Source organism: Micromonospora halophytica (genome assembly GCF_900090245.1).
GTDB lineage: Bacteria > Actinomycetota > Actinomycetes > Mycobacteriales > Micromonosporaceae > Micromonospora > Micromonospora halophytica.
This window is the reverse complement of the sequence record NZ_FMDN01000023.1, coordinates 37,169-53,719: the sequence shown is the minus strand read 5'-3', so window position 1 is coordinate 53,719 and position 16,551 is coordinate 37,169. Positions and strand designations below refer to the sequence as shown.

Genomic DNA, 16,551 nt, shown 5'->3' with positions numbered 1-16,551 from the left:
CCAGCGGAACATGTGCCCAGGCCCGGGAACCGCGAAAGAGGCGTACGGTGAACCGCCCCGAGCACGGGGCGTAGGCGCGACAGCCGGCCGCCGCCGCAACCGCGACAGCGCCCCTCGAATCGACGTCTCCTGACGCCGCAGCGACAGTTCGTGATCTTGGCCGGAGACGGGCTGCGGAAGGAGGGCTCACCCGCCTCGGCCTGAGGAATCCACGTCGACACCGTCAGCGGGGCCAGCTGCCCGGTCCGCCGCCGGCCGGTCGCCCTCGCGGCCCGGCGGCAGTTGCTCCTGCCCATCGTCGCCCTGGTCGGGCTCCTCCGCCTCCCCCTCGTGCTCCTTCCTCTTCCTGGTATCCGATGCCACCTCCTCGACGACATCCGAGGCCGCCGTCGCGATCCGGGCGGCCTCGGGCAGCTTGTCGTCCGTGGTGAAGAAGCTGGTCAGCGAGACCAGCAGCACCCCGGCAGAGCCCGCCGCGACCTCGCCGGCCCGGTGCACCCCCGCCTGCATCCGCTCTCGCAGCGACGCGTCGGCGGTCGCCGCCTGCTCCTCGGCCCGGTCCCGCGTCTCCGCCCACGTGTCCGGCTCTCCGGCGTCGCGCTCGTCGCCCTGCTCAGGCAACTGCTCCGCCCGGTCATGATCCTCGCCTCGCCCGGTGCTCTCGGAGCGTCGCGTGTCGCGGCGGTCGTCGTCCGGCCCGTCGGCCGTGTACAGGGGGTCGTCCCCGCGTGGACTCATCCGTCACACCTCCCTGGCGTACCGGCCGGCCGCGAGGACGCGCGTCGGCCATCGGCAGTCGGCGAAGTGGGTGTCGACGGCCTCGGTGAGCCGGTCGGGCCAGGACGGCGTGTCGTACGCCGCCCCGACTGCCGTCTCGATCAACGACGGCGTACGGGACCCGAGGGCCACGACCCGGCAGGCTGCCCGGTCGCGCTGGTCGACGTCGAACAACGCCGAGACGGCGTCGAACTGCTCGCGCACGGTACGGCCGGGAATCTCCACGCCGTACCGTCGCGCCCACTCGGCGCTTCGCGCGGAGCGTCCGGCTCCGGCCGGCGCCGCGTCCACCTCGGCCCGGAGGTCGTCGCGCAGCACCGCCCAGCGGTACCGGTGGGCGAGATATTCGGTTTCCTGCTGCGCGCAGTGCCCGCCGCCGAAGGCCGTCCAGTGCAGCGAGTCGACGACGTGCTCGGCCAGCTCGTCGGGGTCGCACCGGCTCGACAGGTGCGCGGACCGCGCGGCGACCGCACCGTCGACCGCGTGCGAGAGGGCGCACTCGCGCAGCCGTACCGGCATCCGCCGCAGGACCTGGATCAGTTCGGCACGGATGGCCGGGGTGGGCCAGCCGGTGAGGTGCCCCAGCACCGCCAGTTCGCCCCAGAGCCGCAACCAGGGCTGGTCCGCCAGCAGCAGCTGCGCCCGGCGCATGTCCCGCAGGGTGCAGGGCCGGGCCAGGCAGGCAGCGCCGCAGCTGGCGCTGCGCCGGCCGATGATCTGCGCCGGGTCGGCGGTCACGGCCGGCGCGGCGTTCTCCCGATCGCTGCCGTCGGGTACGCGTACCAGCACCGGGTGGTCCATGCCGTCGGTGAAGACCGCGCCGACGCCGGCCGGAAGCGTCACGACGAACTGCGACTGCCGTTCGGTGAGGTTGACCGTCGCGCCGACGACGTCCCGGTCGTCGCGCGCGGGCAACCTGTGGATGATCTTCACGGCGGTGTTCTTGACGACGTCCGGGGTGAGCTTCTCCGGGATCTGCTCGGCGATCACCAGGCCCTCGCCGTACGCACGGATCTCGGCCAGCAGACCGGCGAACAGCTCCACGGCGTGCGCGGCCGGTCCCGGCCGGTCGGCACGCCGCAACAGCCGGTGCGACTCCTCGAAGACACTCAGGTGTCGCAGGGTGGACGCGGTCGTGCGGTCCTGGCGGCGAACCCGCACCCTCAGGTGCTCGGTCAGCTGGATGAGCAGGGCTCCCATGAGGAAGGCCTTGTCCCGGTCGTCACCGACGTCCTCGATCTCGAAGACCACGTTCGAGTCCAGCAGGCGTCCGATGTCGATGGGGTGGCCGCCTTCGAAGAAGCTGCCGGTCGTGCCCAGCCGCAGGCTGGCCAGCCTGACCCGGATGAATCCGCGGACGTTGTCGGCGACCTCACGGCCGTACCCGATCTGGTCCACCACCTCCTCGGCGACGTGTTGCAGGTCGCTCAGGTCGGGATAGCGGGGCCGGTGCCCGGGCAGCCGCGGCTCACCCAGGGCCAGGTCCCACCCGAGCTGTTCGTACGAGCGGGCCAGGGCGGCGCCGAGCACCTGCGGGAAGGGCTCGTCGGCGTCGAAGGCGGCGAGGAAGAGGGCACGGACGAGGTCCGCGTGGGTCTGCAGCGGGAAGCCGGGCACCGGCCGCAGCGGGTTGAACCCCGCGGGGGGCGCCGAGGCCTCGCCGGGGCGGATCGCGACGACGCTCGCCGGCGGCAGCCGGTTGGCCATCCGCCGGTACTCGGCCTTGGCCGGTTCGATCACCAGCCAGGGCAGCCCCGCCTCGACGGCCTGTTCGAGCAGGTGCCGTACGGTCTGCGACTTGCCCGCCCCGGTCGCGCCACAGACGAAGGTGTGCCGGTTGAGACTGCTCAGCGGTATCCGCAACTGGTCACCCGCGTTGCCGTGCCGGTCGAGCACCGCGCCGATCGCCACCGACTCGGCGCGGACCCCGGCCCGTCCCCGGTCGGCCACGGTGTCATCCACCTCCTGTGCGGAGGGCCGGGGGGACACCTCGACGGCGGTGGTCTCCGGAGCGACGTCGAAGTCCGACCGTAGGGTCAGGCGCACTCCGGGCGCCTCCTCCGTCGGAGGGACCGCCAGCGCGGCGAGCAGCGACGAACTGCCGAGGAACGAGCCGTTCGACAACGCCGGAGAGGGCCCCGGGGACCGGGGCGGCTCATCGGCCACGGTGGCCAGTTCGGCCCGCTCGAGCAGGCCGGTCAGGTCGCCCGAGGCTCGGGTGGGCGCCAGCGCGTACGGCAGGCCGTGCAGGTCGACCGACGCGCAGAGCAGGCCCGCCACGGCCGCGGCTGCCTGCGGGGTCGTGCCGGCGGCCAACAGGTCGATCCGCCACCACCCGAGTGTCTCGGCGGTGGCCAGTTCCCGGTGCCGGCGGCCGAGGCGCAGGGCGCGTACCGCCTGGGTGGGCGACGAACCCCGGGCCTTGGCGTCGCGTTCCTGGGCGGCCAGCCGACGGGCCTGCTCCGCGACCTCGTCGGCGGGGACCGGGTCGGCGAGCAGCAGCCACGCGAAGGCGCCCTGCCAGACGCCGAGCAGACCTTCGTCGAGCCTTGGGCGCAGCTCGGCGGCCTGCTCCCGGTCGTCGCGATCCTCGACCAGGCCGTCGGTCATCCCTGCGATCCGTGTCCAGCAGGGCAACGCGTCGAGCAGCCCGGCCAACCCTCCGGCGGGGTAGGCCAGGCCGACCGCGCCGGCGAAGAGGCTGGACCGGTGCCGGCCGGCGGCATCCGCCGCCGCGGCAGCACCCGCGGCCTCGACCCCGCCGCCGGTGAAGACGTGCACGCCGCTCTGCTCGTGCGGCCGACACCAGCCGACGACCGTGCGGCCGCCGCCACCGGTCACGCCGGCCGCGTGGTAGGCCGCGACGACGGCGGCCAGCCGCTGCCGGCGCCCCGCGTCACCGCGTGCCCGGTCCACCAGCGGGGGCACCCGAGGCAGCTCCACGATCCGGTACGCCGTCGCGTGGTCGAGCCAGCCGCGTACGCCCCACCGGGGGTCGGCGGCAGATGTCACCGCCAGTCCTCCGGGCGGTGCTCCTCGGCCCACTCGAACTCGTCGTCGTAGCCGGGGCGTGGTCGTCCGGCCGGGCCCGGCTGTCCGGGCAGGTTCAGCTGCGGTCCGCTCTGCTCCCCGGACGGCTGTGCCGCCGCCTGCGACGGGTGCGGGAACGGCAGGTCGGGCAGTGGACCGGTGGTGACCCGGGGAAGAGAGACGATGTCCGGGTTGCACTCCACACTGCGTACCGACAGGCTCCCCGTGCCCTGCGTGACCTCGATCAGCGCATAGTCCGGCAGATCCTGAAGAGTACGTGGCTCGACCACGTACTCGTACACTCGTTGCTCGCTCTGCGAGTCGTTCCAGTTCGCGCTGTCGGCGACCGACCTGGTGTGGGTCCAACTCCGGCCGACGCTGACGTGCCGTGGCCACGCGCCGCTGGTCTGGTCCGAGAATCCGAGGCTGTTGCCCTCAGAGTGCGTCTGGCTGCCGCCGAGCGTACGGGTGAGCTGGCTGAGGACGAAGGTGTGTTGCCGGCCGATGAAGTCGGCCGCCCGCGCGGCCTCCTCGTGGTTGCTCAGGCGCATGAACGCGACCACGTCCGCGCCGACGGCGCGCACTGCTGAGTCCCGCAGGTGACGGAACATCAGCACGAGCCGAACCCCGCGACGTGTGCACAGGTCGGTCAGCCGCTCGATGTGCCGGTGGCTGAGGTCGTCCGCGCCGGCGACGACCAACGGGCCGACGAACGACCTCGGTGAGGAGAGCCGCTGCACCAGCCCCTGGAACACCAACTCCTTGACCAGTTCCTCCCGCGCGTTGTGCGCGGCGTTCTCGTAGACGAGGCAGGTCAACCCGGGCATCCCCAGATCGTGCCGGTCCTGCCCCTGGTCGGTCGCGGCGAACAGTTCGCGCAGCGGGTACAGGTGGGATTCGATCCGCTGCAGGTTCGGATGGGCCTGGCGCCGAAACTCGTCCGAGAAGAGCGAGCCGCTGATGTGCTCCCGCTCGGCCTCGCTCAGCTCCGGAAAGCTACCCGGCTCGTCGAGCAGGACGCTGACCGCCGCGGCGATCCGGTGGATCGTGACATCCTCACCGAGCGCCCGGCAGACGGCCGACAGGATGCGGTCGTCCTGGGCGCGGTCGGCCCGGCGGCCGGCGGGTGCGTCCCCGTGCATCGCCTCGACGAGGCTGTCGACCAGGCCCCGTCCGTCCAGGTCGGAGAAGAGGGTGGTCTCGCCGACCTGGTCGGGCAATCGGACGGCGGTGACGTCGACATCGACTTCCCGGGCGAGCCAGACCAGTTCGTGACAGGCGGCCTCGCCGGAGAAGTCCACGACGGTCATCGCACCGTGGGTACGCAGCATGGAGGCCCCCATCACGGTCAACACCGCCTCCCAGCCCCAGACGCTGCCACCGACGATGTCGACCCGGCGGGTCGTGGGCGGCAGCAGCGCGGCACCCCATTCGAGATAGCCGCTGACCCGCTCCCGCTCCCGGGCGTCGAAATACTCGCGACGCTGCTCCCACCACGCGCACTCGGCCTCGTAGCGCCGCAGCTGCTTCTCCCGCTCCCGCTGCGGCCCCTCCTCCGCGGAGCGACTGTTGGACCAGCTCAGCCACCCGCCACCCACCATCACCGCGAGCCCTGTCGCGAGGATGACGATCAGGTTGGAGGGCCCCTTGCCGACGATCCCGAGACAGAGGAGAACCACCGTCACGCCGACGCCGATGCCCACCCACCGCCGCAGACGGCGCCACTTGTCCACGCCCGCCGTCGCCGCGTCGAAGAAGACCTCGTCCCGTACGGGCTCGATGGTCGGGTACGGCTCGCGATAGCGGTGGCGAAAGCGATTCCGGTCGCGGAAGACCCAGCCGAGGCGTTCGCCCTCGACATAGAGGAAGTCCAGGTGCTGCGATCCACTCGCGGAATCGGTCATAATCCCACCCCGGCTGGTCGGGTACAGCTCGAATCAGTATCCCGGCCCGATGGACCGATATCTATAGTCGTCAGGGGCACGATCGGTCAGCGTCGACCACCGACGCGACATGCGTCATGCCCCGCAGCCGTCTGCTGCCACGTACCCTCACCCCGGGTCACGGTGACGGCGTACGCGGATGATGGGTACGTCAGCGGTGGCGAGCGGCCACCAGGCCGGATTCGTAGGCGAGGACCACGAGTTGGGCGCGGTCCCGGGCACGGAGCTTGACCATCGCCCGGTTGACGTGGGTCTTCGCGGTCAGCGGGCTGATCACCATGCGGTCGGCGATCTCGTCGTTGGACAGGCCCCGCGCGACCAGAACGACGGCCTCGCGTTCGCGGTTGGTCAACCCGTTCAGGACCGTGTCGACAGCCTCGTGCAGCGGCTCGGTGACGTACCGGTCGATCAGTTTGCGGGTGATCGACGGCGCGAGCAGGGCGTCGCCGCGCGCGGCGACTCGTACGGCGTGCAGGAGGTCCTCCGGCTCGATGTCCTTGACGAGGAACCCGGCGGCACCGGCCCGCAGCGCGTGGAATACGTATTCGTCGAATCCGTAGTTGGTCAGCATGACGACGTGCACCCCGGCCAGGGCCGGGTCCACGGCGATGCGCCGGGTCGCCTCGATGCCGTCCATCACCGGCATCTGGATGTCGATGAGAGCGACGTCGGGCAGGTGTGCCTTGGCGAGTGCCACGGCATCCTTCCCGTCGGCGGCCTCGGCCACCACCTCGATGTCGTCCTCGACGTCGAGGAGCGCGCGGAATCCGCTGCGCAGGAGCGGCTGGTCGTCGACCAGCAGGACACGGATCACGACGTTCGATCCACGGGGAGTTCAGCCCGGACGGTGAAGCCGCCCTCGTCGCGTGGTTCCGCGCGCAGCCGACCGCCGAGGGCGGTGGTTCGTTCGCGCATCCCGAGCAGCCCGACACCGGCCGGCACAGCGGTGTCCCGGGTAGCCCTGCCATCGTCGTCGACCTGGACGACGAGGGCGTCGGGACGGTAGTCGATCAGGACCGACGCCTTGGCGGCGCGGGCATGACGGGCGATGTTGGTGAGCGACTCCTGAACGATCCGGTAGGCGGTCCGGTCCACCGCGGCCGGCACGTCGCGTCGTTGCCCTTCGATCGTCAACGTCGCGTCCAGGCCCGTTATCCGGGCCCGCTCCACCAACTCCGGGACGTCGGCGAGCCCACGCGGCGGTGTCTTGCCGTCGTCACGCAACGCCTCCAGGGTCGCTCGCAGTTCCCGGCTCGCCTCACGACCGGCCTCCTGGATCGCCAGCAGGGCGTCCGGCACCCGTTCCCCCCGCCTGCGGGCCAGGTGGACGGCGACTCCGGCCTGCACGGTGATGACCGAGATCTGGTGAGTGAGCGAATCGTGCAACTCCCGCGCGATGTGCAGCCGCTCCTCGTTGGCGCGACGCAGCGCGGTCTCCTCCCGGGTGCGCTCGGCCTCGTCCGCGCGCCGCTCGGCCTGGCGCAGCGCTTCACCAGCGGCACCCGCAGCGACCAGCCACGCCAATTCGAGGGCGCCCCGGGCCCGCGCGAGCGCCTCGCTCACGGACATGTCCTGGGGCGGGGCGAGGGCGGCGAGCGGGAGAGCGGCCAGCATCATCACCGCCGCCACGACCGTGACGACGCGGTGGCCCGCCCGCACGGCGGCGTACACCGCGAAGAGGAACGCGACGGCGGGCACATCGAAGCCGACCGCCTGGTAACCCACCGCGCACAGCCCAGTGACGGCCAGGACGAAAACCGGGGCCCGCCGGCGCACGGCCAACGCCAGGCCACCGGCCACCAGCAGCGCGTAGCCGGGCAGGTCCACATCCGGGCGGTTCCCGGACAGCCCGGCGACCAGCAGCGTCACCGCCACGCCAACGGCGATCGCCCCATCTCCGACACCGGCCGGAACGCCGAACCGTCCTGTGTGCACCCGCGCACCCTAACCGGATCCTGCCGCGGACGACTCCTCCGCGCAGACGACCGGCCGCCTACCACGAACGCAGTACCTCCCCTGCTTCTGCGGCGGCCGCAGCAGCCGGATGCGCCACCTACGGCAGCGCGAACTGCCTTCGTCTGCGGGACGACCGGCGGCGTGCCCGGCGGCAGGATCAGTTGACATCCACGCCTCGGAAACGGGGCACGAAAGAGGAGATGGACATGAACTCGTCAGGAACTCTGACGTCAGTCCGACTGGTGCTTGCCGCCGCCGCAGCCGCCCTGATCGGTGGGTTCGGGCTCGCCGCACCGGCGGCCGCACACGTCGCGGCCCAGCCCACCGCCGCCAGTGTCTACACCATGAGCGCCGGGCGACTCGGGTCGACCGTGGCAGCTGTGCTGGGGCTGACCGGCGTGATCATCGGCGGGCTGGCGCTGGCCCGCCCCACCAGTCGGATCGGCACCGGCAACGGGCGAGGCGGCGCCACCACGGCCCTCGCGGCGGGCCTCATCGGCATGGCTGTCGGCGGGCTGGTCGTGGCCACCTCCGACAGTGGCATCGGCACCGGCAACGGGCGTGGCGGGGCGTACGTGGCCCTGGTGGTGGGGCTGATCGCCATGGTCCTCGGTGGGCTGGCTCTGGCCCGCTCCCGCCGCACCGGCTGACCCGGCCACCACCCGGTCGGGCACCCGAGCTCGGCGTGGAGCGTCTCCGCGTCCGGATGCCCCGGCCCGTCGAAGATACGCAGTGCCTCCTGCCACGACTCGCAGGTCCCCGACCTCCCGGTACAGCTCCAGCGCCCGCCGGTGACACGGACCGAGCTAGGCGTCCTTGACGAACACGATCGCGTCGGTGCTGCCGACCTGGGCCGGATCAAGCGGGGAGTAGCCGAACCACGGGGACACCCGGGCAGCGGGCGACATGTCGGCGAGGGCAGTGGCCAGTCGGCGGGCATCGACGAGGCAGCGCTTCTCCGGCAGCGCGTACAGCAGCCCTTCGACGGTGTCCGGCGGCGGGGTGTCGACTCCCTGGTGACGGATCGTGCCGAGGGCTGTGGCGAGGAAGGCGTATCCCTCGCCCAGGTGGGCGTTGACGATCGCGCCGGCGCTCCACCATTGCAGCGGCAGGTCACCCATCCGCATCGTGCTCTTGTTCCGCTGGAGGTGGCCGTTGTGCGCGGACACCACCGCCGGGCCCTGCTCGGCGATGGCGAGCAGGTTGGCGGCCATCATCGAGTCCCGCACCGCCAGCAGCCGCGCCATGCGGCCCGGTGACGTGTCGGCCATCCAGAAGTGGTAGCGCAGCAGGCCGGTGGCGGTGCGCCCGTACAGGCGTGCCCGGTGCCAGTCGTCCCGCGAGGACGCCGCGATCAGCTGTGGTGTCTGCGCGTCGAGGAGCGTCACAAGGTCGTCGGCGAGCAGCCGCAACTGCGCGGCCTCGGGTGTCTGCCCCACGGACTGGGACGGGCCCATCATGGCGGCAGGGTTCGTCCACCGGTCGTCGGCGCCGAGCAGGCGGTCGAGCGTATCGGCGGCACAGGGGAGCAGTTCGGCGTCGGCCCAGGCGGTGAGGTAGGCGTGCAGTGTGGTGAGGGCCTGCCGCGGGCTCGCGGCGCCGGTGATCTCCAGCGGGCCGTCGAACCCGGCGAACCGCAGCCGCTCGGGCCCGGACCGGCTCTCGTTGTACGCGCGCATCCAGCGCACCAGCTCGCGGTTGGCCGGGAAGGCGCCCCACTGGTGGCTGAAGCCGCGCTCCATGACCTCGTCGAGGCTGCCCGTGCCGGACGTGACGTAGTCGTCCACGACCAGGCCCATCATGCAGTCGCTCTCGACAGCGAACGTCCGGTAGCCCTGCTCGACGAGCTGCCGGAAGAGCCCGTTGCGCAGGTCGAGCAGAACGTCCTCGCCGTGGGTGGGCTCACCCAGGGCGAGCAGCCGTGGCCGGGAAGGGAGCAGCCGCATGACGGTCGCGGCCTCGACCGCATGGACGGTGTCCTTGGTGACAGCACTCATGCCCCTCAACTGTATCGTTGAACCCTCGGTTCAAACTTGTCCGCGACGATGGCAGGCCAGTGGGACGAAACCTTCAAGACGTGGGACGGCTCAGGCCGGTTGACCTGGCGCGTGGGCACGGCCTGTCCACACAGGCGATCAGGAACTACGAGGCGGCCGGCATCCTGCCGAGCGCCGAACGCACCCCGCACGGATACCGCACCTACACGCCACTGCACGCGCAAGCCCTGCGCGCGTTCCTCGCCCTCGTGCCCGGACACGGCCACCAGACGGCCACGTCGATCATGCAGGCGGTCAACCGGGACGCGACCGAGGACGCGCTCCGGCTCATCGACGAGAGCCACACCCAGCTTCTCGACGACCGCCGCACCCTCCAGGCCGTCGAAGCCGCGCTCGTCGACCTCGAGCCGGTGCCGCAGGAACGCGGCGACACGTACGTCGGCCCCCTGGCCAGAAGGCTCGGCATCCGCCCAGCCACCCTCCGCAAGTGGGAACGCGCCGGCCTGGTCCGGCCGCGCCGCGACCCGCAGACGGGTTACCGGGTCTACAGCGCGGCCGACGTGCGCGACGCCCTACTGGCCCACCAGCTCAGACGGGGTGGCTACCTGCTGGAGCAGATCGCCCCGCTGATCGCCCAGGTCCGCTCCGCCGGAGGCGTCGCACCGCTGGAGGCGATGCTGCACGACTGGCGTGCCCGCCTCTCGGCCCGCAGCCGCGCCATGCTCACCGGCGCTGCCGCACTGGACGCCTACCTCAACCGCCGACCGGTCCCGCCCGGAGAGGGACCGAGCGCCCGCACCACCGCCCCGTCAACCACGGATCCGGTTCAGCCACCAGGTAGCTCCCGCTGATCGTCGCCGTCGTCCCTCAACCGGTCGTCGTTCTGCCGCACCGTCGCGCCCGTAGGAGTGTTCGCTCCTGCGAGGGACGGGGCCGCTCTCGTGGGGGAGGCGCGGCCCCGGCAGGAGGCAGAGGCTGGAGGCATGATCAAGAAGCGATTGACAGTCGGCGCCGGATGGTCGATGGCGACCATCGGCATCCTGCACACCGCAGTCTTCCTGCCCCACCCCTACTGGGGCGAGTGGCTCACCGGCGGGCTGCGCTCGGGCGACGGCGATGACGCGTCCCTGTCCGTGTTCTGGGCGCTGCCCGGAAGCTTCGTCATTCCCCTGGTCCTGCTCGGACTCCTGGTGGTGCGGCTGGGGCGCCGCGGCGAGCGTGCGCCCGCCTACGTCGGTTGGGCACTGGGCGGCTGGGTGGCCGGGTGCGTACTGCTCATCGGTCCCAGCGGCTTCTTGCTGGGCTTCGTCCCGGCCGGGCTGCTCATCGCCGAAGACCTGCTGGCACGTCGCAGGAACGCGGCGGGCCCGGTGGCCCGGCGGGAGGAAGACCTCCGGCCACAGCGCTGATCGCCGCTGGCACGCGGAACTCGCGGCGCGGTTCGAGTGAGATGTACGCGGTCAGCGCGCGGAGGAAGTCGGGCGCGTCGAACATCTCACCGGCCGAGGCGACGCCGCTGGTCCTCGTCCGACTGCCGAGAATGCGATGGACCGCTTCGACCGCCAGCGGCGCGCTGAAGGCGTAGATGTCCTGGCCGCGGGCGACGACGCGCCGTTGCGTGTCACCGGAGCGCACGATGACGTCGACGGTGAACGTCTGCGCGGACCGGCCGAGTTCGTCGGCCGCAGTCGGTGCGGGTGTGTCCGGAGCGGCCAGGTCCCTGGCCGCGTCGGTGGTCATGTACGTGCGCACCTCGGGGATGGCCAGGTGGCTGGGGACGGTGACGACCTCGGCCATCGTGAATCCGGCCAGGACGGTCCGGCGGCCCGTCGGAGCGGGAAAGTCCCATTCCAGGGTCGGCAGGTCGCACTCGTCGACGTGGTACTCCAGCCGGCCACCGGTGTAGCGGACACGTCGGCCGTCGCGCCGTTCCCGGGAGACGGTGCCGGAGGCGAGGGTCCCGCCCGTGGGGTGCCAACTGCTCAGTCCGTACGCGACGTGCGCCTCGTCGGCCGCCGTCCAGTCGCCCATCGCCGTCGTGACCAGCAGATCGCCGAGCCCGCCGAAGAAGGCCATCGCCGGGACCACCGCGACGCCTGCGCTCCGAGCACGATCGGTGAAGTGCGCGAACGTGTCGAGGTTGGCCTCGATCTCGGCCGCCACATCCACGTACGGGACCCCGGTGCGCAGGGCGGCCTCGATCACGGGGGCCGCAGTCGAGGCGAACGGGCCGGCGCAGTTGATGACCGCCGCCGCGCCGGTCAACGCCCGGTCGAGCGAGGTCGGCTCGTCGACCGACGCCACCCGGTGTTCGAGCCCCGGATGCGACGCCGCCAGCGCTCGGAGCTTGCCCGCGTCGCGACCGAGGAGAAGCGGGACGAACCCGCGGTCGCGCAACTCCGTCACCACGAACCGCCCGGTGTGTCCGTACGCACCGAACACCGCCACGATCTGACCCGAACCCATCTGCGGTTCCTCCCGTGCTGCTCGAAAGATCGGCTGAGGAGACCCTCCCAGCAGCGACCAGCGCCGGACCAGTGTCTGGAATGCCATGCCCCGTACAATTTCGGACATGGCCACTGTCGCGCTCGCCGCCACCGACGGGATGCTGCACTTCGAGCTCGCCCTGGCCTGCGAGGTCTTCGCGCGGGACCCCTCCGGCCTGGCAGACCCGTGGTACGACCTCGTGGTCTGTGGCCCGGGCCCGGTTCGGATCGGCAGATTCCGGATGGAACCTGACGACGGGTTGGACCGGCTCGCCCACGCCGACACCGTGATCGTCCCTGCCGTGGCAGACATCGACGCGAAGTTGCCACCCGACCTGCTCGACGCCGTCCGCGCGGCCCACGAGGCGGGCGCCCGGATGGTCTCGCTGTGCACCGGCGCGTTTGTGCTGGCCGCCGCCGGGGTGCTGGACGGGCGGCACGCGACCACGCACTGGGCCCACACCGAGGCGCTGGCCGCCCGCCATCCCCGAGTGAAGGTCGACCCGGACGTGCTCTACGTCGACAACGGCGACGTGCTCGCCTCCGCCGGCAAAGCCGCCGCGATCGACCTGTGCCTGCACCTGATCCGCCGTGACCACGGCTCGACGGTCGCCAACGCCGTCGCCCGCCGCCTGGTCGTGCCGCCGCATCGCGCCGGCGGCCAGGCCCAGTTCGTCACCACCCCGGTGCCCGCCCGCGACGACCATCCCCTCGCCGACCTGTTCCCCTGGGCGATGCAACGGCTGAACCGTCCGCTGACCGTGGAGGACCTGGCCCGCCGGGCGAACATGAGTTCGCGCAACCTGGCCCGCCACTTCAGGTCGGCAACAGGCGTCACCCCGTTGCAGTGGCTGTCGACGCAGCGGATCCGCCGCGCCCAGGAGTTGCTGGAGAACACCGACGACAGCATCGACGCCATCGCCGAGGCGGCCGGCATGGGAACCGCCACGACGCTGCGCCGACACTTCAACCGCACCGTCGGTGTACCTCCGGACGCCTACCGTCGCACCTTCCGCAGCGCCTGGCCCGCATCAGAAACGTGACGGTCGGTCGGGGTGGCTGTGGCGGACCCGCGACACTAGTGGTCGCGCAGCATGAAGAAGAGCGTCCGCTGCTCGACATCCAGGAACGCGACCCGCCACCGGGTGGACGGACTCCCCTCGTTGTACGACCTGCTGTGCAGCCACCGCGGCTGCGGCGGCAGGAACGGTACGAGAGCCGGCCATGCGTCCGCAGGGCTGCCCGAGTACGGAAGTCCACCCGGATCGGCAGACGCGTACGGCACGAACTCGTATCGCTCCGCCAACCGCCGCGCGTCCTCCGACCGCAGCCTGACCACACCCTGGTACACCCAGTCCGTCGGACCCGGCGCTCTGGTGCAGGGGTTGCCCAGGGCGCGTACCTGCCAGTGGATCTCCGGGTAGTCGCCGAGGCCCGGCATCTCCTGCGGCGGATTCCAGCGGTCGGTGCGGACCTTCGCTTCCCCGGCGCGCACCGAGTCCTGACACGCGCTCACGTCGTCCGGATCGTCGCGGACGGACAGGATGGCGGCGGCGCACCCGACGACCAGCAGCATCGCGACGGACGCACCGAGTACGGCCATCAGCACAGGCACTCGTGTCTTCACGGCCACGAGAGTACGAACCTCGGCGAGGGTTCCGGAACCGCGGCCAGTTCGGCGATACCCGCACCGGTGAGGTGGCGGGGAAGCGGTAAGCCCGGTCGATCGCCGCCCCGAGTTCGAAATTGTGGGGCGGGTGTCAACCCTTGATCCTCTGCACCGACCAGGTGCCACGGGTTAGCCCTCCGGTTCGGGCGGGTATGCGGCGGTCTGCACGCTCGGCAGAAGGGCTGGAGGTCGTATGCCGGTGACCGACGCGTTCTTCGAGCAACTGGCGGACGTGGGGCACGATCCGCGACTCTGCAAGGTGCACGGCAGCGTCCGGTTCGACATCCGTGACGGCGATCGACTGCGGCAGTGGCTGCTAAGCATTGATCATGGCCAGTTGCGGGTGACACCTGGTGACGGTCCCGCGCAGGCTGTCCTCAAGCTTTCCACGGAGGTCGCGGAGGCGATGGTCCGGGGCGAGCTCAACGGCCTGTCGGCGATGCTGCGCGGCGAGATCCTGGTCGACGGGGATCTTGCGCTGGCACTCCGGATGGGGCGGCTGTTCCCCTCACCGGCCGCCGCACGCGAGGTCGGGCACCCCTGGGCCCGGAGGTGACGAAATGAGGGACATCCCGGGCACCGTGTCGTGCATCGACGGCAACACGTTCATCGTGTCGGATCCCAGCGGTGACGTGGACGCCGCGCCCGCCACCCCGGTGGGTCTGTTCACCGCCGACACCCGCTACCTGTCCCGGTGGGTCCTCACCATCAACGGGGAACGGATGACCGCGCTGTCGGTGGACGACAGCCAGTACTACGAGGTGGCGTTCTTCCTGGTGCCAGGTGGGCAGGTCGACTACGTGGAGGCTGACGTCTCGGCGATCCGCCGCCGCCGGATCGGCCCGGAGCTGAGCGAGTCGCTGACGGTGTTCAACTACGGCGTGCGGGACGCCGACCTCGACGTACGGCTGGAAGTGGCCGCAGACTTCGCCGACATCTTCGACATCAAGTTCGACATCCGCGAGAAGGCCGGCAGCCACTACACCCAGATCGAGGCCAATGAACTCACGTTGGGCTACCGGCGCGGCACATTCCAGCGGGAAGTGTCCGTGACGGCGAGCGAGCCGGCCACCGTCGATCCGCACGGCATGCGGTTCCAGCTTCGGCTGCCGCCCGGACAGCACTGGTCCACACAACTACGGGCCACCATGCGCGCGCCGCGTCCGGACGGCCGCGACTGGCGTGACGCGGTACGCAAGCTGCGCCCGGACGAGTCGACCCTGCCGGACACCGTACGCGCGTGGATCGCGGCGGACCCGCAGTTGGACACCGACAACACCGCGTTGCAGCAGGTGTACCACCGCAGCCTCGTGGACCTGGCAGCGCTGCGCTTCGCACCGCTGTCCCTCGGCGGCGCGACCGTGCCGGCGGCCGGGCTGCCCTGGTTCATGACCCTGTTCGGCCGCGACAGCCTGCTGACCTGCCTGCAGACCCTGCATGTCACGCCGTCGCTGACCCCACCGACACTGCGGATCCTCGGCGCGCTGCAGGGCGTCCGCCGAGACGACATCCTGGACGCGGATCCCGGCCGAATCCTGCACGAGCTGCGCTACGGCGAATCGGCCGCCTTCGAGGAACAGCCCCACTCGCCGTACTACGGCACCGTGGACGCCTCACCGCTGTTCGTGGTGCTGCTCGACGAGTACGAACGGTGGACCGGCGACGCGGCGCTGGTGAGAGAACTCGAGCAGGAGGCCCGGGCGGCCCTGGACTGGATCGACCAGCACGCGGACCTCACCTCCACCGGCTACGTCTGGTACGAACGACGCAACCAGGCCACCGGCCTGGAGAACCAGTGCTGGAAGGACTCCTGGGACAGCATCTCCTATTCCGACGGCAGACTGCCGGGCTTCCCCCGGGCCACCTGCGAGGTGCAGGGCTACGCCTACGACGCCAAGACCCGTGGGGCCCGCCTCGCGCGTACGTTCTGGGACGACCCCGCCTGCGCCGACCGCCTCGAACAGGAGGCGGCGGCGTTGAAGGACCGCTTCAACCGGGACTTCTGGCTCGACGAGCGCGGCTACTACGCCCTCGCCCTCGACCACGACGGCACACCCGTGGACGCCCTGTCCTCCAACATCGGGCACCTGCTGTGGAGCGGCATCGTGCCCCCGGACCGGGCACCACGGGTTGTCGAGCACCTGATGAGCCCCGCGTTGTTCTCCGGTTGGGGAGTACGCACCCTCGCCGAGGGCCAGAGCCGCTACAACCCACTCGGCTACCACAACGGCACCGTCTGGCCGTTCGACAACTCGTTCATCGCCTGGGGCCTGCGCCGATACGGGTTCGCCACCGAAGCCGGACGCATCGCCAAGGGCATCATCGACGCCGCCACCTACTTCCACGGCCGCCTCCCCGAAGCCTTCGGCGGGTTCGACCGCCAGACGACCCGGTACCCGGTGCGCTACCCCACCGCCGGCAGCCCTCAGGCCTGGTCCAGCGGGGCGTCCCTGCTCCTCATCCGCACCATGCTCGGGATGGACCCGCACGAAGGGCACCTCGCCGTCAGTCCGGCCCTACCGCCCGGCTTCGGGCGGATCGCGCTCCTCGACATTCCCGGCCGCTGGGGAAAGGTCGACGCCTTCGCCCGCCATCGCCCCGTCCGACCACCGACCGACGGCACCGACTCCTTCCCCTCCCCGTCACTGGAGTAGCGGCCGACCGAGTGATCATGGCGTAAGAGCCGGTCCCCC

General features: G+C 71.4%; 14 protein-coding genes. 6 read left to right on the top strand and 8 right to left on the bottom strand.

Translation table 11 applies throughout. The features are described from left to right. Positions 1-186 precede the first annotated feature (186 nt). From GA0070560_RS23660 to GA0070560_RS23640, 5 genes are all read right to left on the bottom strand, one after another. Positions 187-738: a hypothetical protein gene (locus tag GA0070560_RS23660; protein WP_091301588.1), complete on the bottom strand. Its 552-nt coding sequence runs from the start codon at positions 736-738 to the stop codon at positions 187-189. A 3-nt stretch (positions 739-741) separates the two neighbouring features. Continuing rightward, positions 742-3,789: an ATP-binding protein gene (locus GA0070560_RS23655; RefSeq protein ID WP_091301586.1), complete on the bottom strand. Its 3,048-nt coding sequence runs from the start codon at positions 3,787-3,789 to the stop codon at positions 742-744. Next, positions 3,786-5,711: a hypothetical protein gene (locus GA0070560_RS23650; RefSeq protein WP_091301584.1), complete on the bottom strand. Its 1,926-nt coding sequence runs from the start codon at positions 5,709-5,711 to the stop codon at positions 3,786-3,788. Before GA0070560_RS23650 ends, GA0070560_RS23655 begins: the two co-directional genes overlap by 4 nt. A 190-nt stretch (positions 5,712-5,901) precedes the next feature. After that, positions 5,902-6,564 (bottom strand): response regulator, encoded by a 663-nt coding sequence (locus tag GA0070560_RS23645; protein WP_091301582.1) that lies wholly within the window; start codon positions 6,562-6,564, stop codon positions 5,902-5,904. Continuing rightward, the gene (locus GA0070560_RS23640; protein WP_091301580.1) at positions 6,561-7,685 is read right to left on the bottom strand and encodes a sensor histidine kinase; all 1,125 of its coding nucleotides are present in this window, start codon (positions 7,683-7,685) and stop codon (positions 6,561-6,563) included. The genes GA0070560_RS23645 and GA0070560_RS23640 overlap by 4 nt, the downstream gene beginning before the upstream one ends. A 227-nt stretch (positions 7,686-7,912) precedes the next feature. Between GA0070560_RS23640 and GA0070560_RS23635 the strand changes: the two genes are divergently transcribed. Next, positions 7,913-8,356 carry a DUF6223 family protein gene (locus tag GA0070560_RS23635; protein WP_091301577.1) on the top strand — a complete coding sequence of 148 codons (444 nt, stop codon included), beginning with the start codon at positions 7,913-7,915 and terminating at the stop codon, positions 8,354-8,356. Positions 8,357-8,512: 156 nt separating this feature from the next. Here the strand turns inward: GA0070560_RS23635 and GA0070560_RS23630 are convergent, their stop codons facing one another. After that, positions 8,513-9,703, bottom strand: a complete 1,191-nt coding sequence (locus GA0070560_RS23630) for an erythromycin esterase family protein (protein WP_091301575.1) — start codon at positions 9,701-9,703, stop codon at positions 8,513-8,515. 80 nt (positions 9,704-9,783) lie between these two features. Here GA0070560_RS23630 and GA0070560_RS23625 point away from each other — a divergent pair, with 80 nt between their 5' ends. Together GA0070560_RS23625 and GA0070560_RS23620 are read left to right on the top strand one after the other, a co-directional pair. After that, positions 9,784-10,554 carry a TioE family transcriptional regulator gene (locus GA0070560_RS23625; RefSeq protein ID WP_211565967.1) on the top strand — a complete coding sequence of 257 codons (771 nt, stop codon included), beginning with the start codon at positions 9,784-9,786 and terminating at the stop codon, positions 10,552-10,554. 132 nt (positions 10,555-10,686) lie between these two features. After that, positions 10,687-11,112: a DUF6463 family protein gene (locus tag GA0070560_RS23620; RefSeq protein ID WP_211565965.1), complete on the top strand. Its 426-nt coding sequence runs from the start codon at positions 10,687-10,689 to the stop codon at positions 11,110-11,112. On the opposite strand, the gene GA0070560_RS23615 is transcribed toward GA0070560_RS23620, so the two are convergent. Continuing rightward, the gene (locus GA0070560_RS23615) at positions 11,027-12,169 is read right to left on the bottom strand and encodes a saccharopine dehydrogenase family protein (protein ID WP_091301569.1); all 1,143 of its coding nucleotides are present in this window, start codon (positions 12,167-12,169) and stop codon (positions 11,027-11,029) included. The two genes, GA0070560_RS23620 and GA0070560_RS23615, sit on opposite strands and share 86 nt — an antisense overlap. 106 nt (positions 12,170-12,275) lie before the next feature. On the opposite strand from GA0070560_RS23615, the gene GA0070560_RS23610 reads away from it, so the two are divergent. Further along, positions 12,276-13,232: a helix-turn-helix domain-containing protein gene (locus GA0070560_RS23610; protein ID WP_091301567.1), complete on the top strand. Its 957-nt coding sequence runs from the start codon at positions 12,276-12,278 to the stop codon at positions 13,230-13,232. Positions 13,233-13,267: 35 nt separating this feature from the next. Here the strand turns inward: GA0070560_RS23610 and GA0070560_RS23605 are convergent, their stop codons facing one another. Next, on the bottom strand, positions 13,268-13,816 hold the full coding sequence (locus GA0070560_RS23605) for a hypothetical protein (RefSeq protein ID WP_139131580.1): 549 nt from the start codon (positions 13,814-13,816) through the stop codon (positions 13,268-13,270). Positions 13,817-14,057: 241 nt separating this feature from the next. On the opposite strand from GA0070560_RS23605, the gene GA0070560_RS23600 reads away from it, so the two are divergent. Continuing rightward, the gene (locus tag GA0070560_RS23600; RefSeq protein WP_170839553.1) at positions 14,058-14,414 is read left to right on the top strand and encodes an SCP2 sterol-binding domain-containing protein; all 357 of its coding nucleotides are present in this window, start codon (positions 14,058-14,060) and stop codon (positions 14,412-14,414) included. A 13-nt stretch (positions 14,415-14,427) separates the two neighbouring features. Continuing rightward, positions 14,428-16,512, top strand: a complete 2,085-nt coding sequence (locus GA0070560_RS23595; protein ID WP_091301665.1) for an amylo-alpha-1,6-glucosidase — start codon at positions 14,428-14,430, stop codon at positions 16,510-16,512. Positions 16,513-16,551 lie beyond the last annotated feature (39 nt).